Origin of the sequence: Ruminococcoides intestinihominis, assembly GCF_040096285.1 — a bacterium.
GTDB classification, from domain to species: Bacteria; Bacillota; Clostridia; order Oscillospirales; family Acutalibacteraceae; genus Ruminococcoides; species Ruminococcoides intestinihominis.
The window spans coordinates 1-2,646 of sequence record NZ_JBBMEY010000085.1 but is presented as its reverse complement, the minus strand read 5'-3'; the positions used below and the strand labels follow the sequence as shown (position 1 = coordinate 2,646).

At 39.0% G+C, this 2,646-nt stretch carries 4 protein-coding genes; all 4 read left to right on the top strand.

Going from position 1 to position 2,646, the window contains the following annotated elements; genetic code table 11:
• Nucleotides 1-393 (top strand): YdcP family protein (locus WMO18_RS10770; protein WP_496196871.1); only part of this gene is annotated, 393 nt, incomplete at its 5' end.
• 102 nt (nucleotides 394-495) lie between these two features.
• Nucleotides 496-1,137, top strand: a complete 642-nt coding sequence (locus WMO18_RS10765; protein ID WP_025579173.1) for a DUF2178 domain-containing protein — start codon at nucleotides 496-498, stop codon at nucleotides 1,135-1,137.
• Nucleotides 1,138-1,140: 3 nt separating this feature from the next.
• Nucleotides 1,141-1,344, top strand: a complete 204-nt coding sequence (locus WMO18_RS10760; RefSeq protein WP_008787613.1) for a helix-turn-helix transcriptional regulator — start codon at nucleotides 1,141-1,143, stop codon at nucleotides 1,342-1,344.
• A 67-nt stretch (nucleotides 1,345-1,411) separates the two neighbouring features.
• A partial coding sequence (locus tag WMO18_RS10755) for an FtsK/SpoIIIE domain-containing protein (RefSeq protein ID WP_367286600.1) occupies nucleotides 1,412-2,646 on the top strand: 1,235 nt, incomplete at its 3' end.

Genomic DNA, 2,646 nt, shown 5'->3' with positions numbered 1-2,646 from the left:
GAAGAATTTATGAGATTATCAAACGGGTTTGTTATTGACAAAGAGAAAACATTTGGAGAATTAAAGTTTACAGCGGTACGTGATGTGTTCTTGCAGAATGAGGACGGGACACCGAGTACCCAGCTTAAAAAGCGTATCTATGATTTGAAGTGCAGTCTGCACGGTGGAATTATCCCCGTGTCTGTACCGCCAGAAGTACCGTTAAGGGAATTTCCTTACAATGCAGTTGTGGAGCTTGTCAATCCAGTAGCCGATACGGTATCAAGAAAAACCTATACGGGTGCAGATGTGGACTGGTATGTAAAGGCAGAGGATATTGTGTTGAAGAATAAAGGCAACCAGAACGCAGGCAGTCCACAGAACCCTACACCGCAGGGACAGCCGAAGAAATAAAAGTGATGTATTTGTCTTAATTTTGATTGACACGAACAATGCGGAGTGATATATTTATCTCATAAAGATACAAAAACATCTCATTTGAAAGGAGAGATAAATATGTCAAAGAAACAAATTAAAAAAATTATTTTTATGGGGGTAGGGTGTGCTTTATTGCTTATTGTTGGTACAATCTACTCCCTATTATACAATGATGGACGCTGGGTCAAAAATATGGATATGTCGGAATATGTATTTTCTTACAAGGATATTCCTATGTTAGTAATTGGAGCTTTAATAGCACTATATGCTATCTATATAGTAATTATCTGCTTTAAAAATGTCTTTTCAAAAAACAGCAGGGAAAAACGATATTCAAGAACAATTTCTCCTTACTGGGGATTTTGTGGAATGTTTGGTTTTCTGGGGTTTGGTGGATTTTGGACATACTATAAATTTGGAGAAATATTTCCTTTTGCTTTTTTCATATTTTTTGGTTTTTTCAGTTTTTTCTTTGAAGGTAAACTTTCTCATATCTTAGAAGATGAGCTTTTTCAAGAAAATAAACGTAAGGCACAATTAGAAGCCTACAAGATAGGTTTTAAACTATTATTTGTAGTTATCTGGCTTATGGCAATAGGTATGTTTTCCCGTAATGTTGAGTGGTGTGCAATATTTATGCTGATTTCTGTTTCACTTATCTATGCTCTTGTTCTTTTTCTTAGCAACTATTTATTATATCGTTATGAAAAAAGGGAATAAATTATGGAAGCAAAGTTTGTATGTAATTTAAAAAAATATCGTGTAGCACAAGAATTAACACAAGAACAACTCGCTGACATTGTAGGTGTTCGTCGTGAAACTATTATGAGATTAGAAAAAGCACAATATAATCCGTCACTTAAATTGGCAATAGATATTTCAAGAGCTGTAAAAGCTCCGATAGAAGATATATTTATTTTTGAATAAAGACAGTTTAAAGCAGTTAGTCTTAGGATTGACTGCTTTTTCATATCCAGAAAGGAGTGATTGATTTATGCGTAAGATTTGTAACAAAGGACACCGTATCAGAGCCAGCGACAAGCAACTTGTCTATCACTTTTCCATAGGGACGCTTCTGTTTGTATTCGTAGCGGTTCTTTTGCTACTGAATACGAAACAGCTCATGCGTACCGATTGGGAGCATTTCAGCTTGTTAGAGAACGGCTTGACGCTCTCCCCTTACAACTTCATAACCATACTGATAGCGACTGGTGTTTGTGCATTGGTCGCTTTTCTGTATTACCGCTTCTGTTACGATAGTTTCAAGAAGCTCCTGCACCGTCAAAAGCTGGCAAGAATGATACTGGAAAATAAGTGGTATGAAGCCGATACCGTACAAGACAGCGGTTTTTTTACTGACCTGCAAAGCAGATCAAGAGAAAAAATCGTCTGGTTTCCAAAGATTTACTATCAAATGGAAAAGGGACTGCTTCATATCCGCTGTGAAATCACGCTGGGGAAATATCAAGACCAGCTTTTACGGTTAGAGGATAAATTGGAAAGTGGCTTGTATTGTGAGCTGACCGACAAGACCCTGCATGACGGCTATATCGAATATACCCTGCTTTATGATATGATAGCAAATCGCATTACCATTGATGAAGTACGTGCAGAAAAAGGCTGTCTTAGATTGATGAAAAATCTTGTCTGGGAATATGACGCACTCCCCCACGCTCTGATTGCTGGTGGGACGGGTGGCGGTAAAACTTATTTTCTGCTGACGCTCATTGAAGCCTTACTGCATACCAACGCTGTCCTTTACATATTAGACCCGAAGAATAGCGACCTTGCGGACTTAGGAACGGTCATGCCAAACGTCTACCATACCAAAGAAGAAATGATAGACTGCGTCAATGCCTTTTATGAGGGCATGGTACAGCGAAGCGAGGAAATGAAGCGACACCCGAACTATAAGACAGGCGAAAACTACGCCTATCTGGGACTGCCACCCTGCTTTCTTATCTTTGATGAATATGTGGCGTTTTTTGAAATGCTGGGGACGAAAGAAAGCGTGAGCTTACTTAGCCAGCTAAAGAAAATCGTTATGTTAGGGCGACAAGCAGGTTATTTCCTTATCGTTGCCTGCCAGCGTCCAGACGCAAAGTATTTCTCGGACGGTATCAGAGATAACTTCAATTTCCGTGTGGGACTTGGGCGTATCAGCGAATTAGGTTACGGTATGCTGTTTGGTTCAGATGTGAAAAAGCAGTTTTTTCAGAAGCGTATCAA

Coding starts and splice junctions, on each gene's coding strand:
- WMO18_RS10765 (WP_025579173.1), top strand. CDS start 496: ATGTCAAAGAAACAAATTAAAAAAATTATTTTTATGGGGGTAGGGTGT.
- WMO18_RS10760 (WP_008787613.1), top strand. CDS start 1,141: ATGGAAGCAAAGTTTGTATGTAATTTAAAAAAATATCGTGTAGCACAA.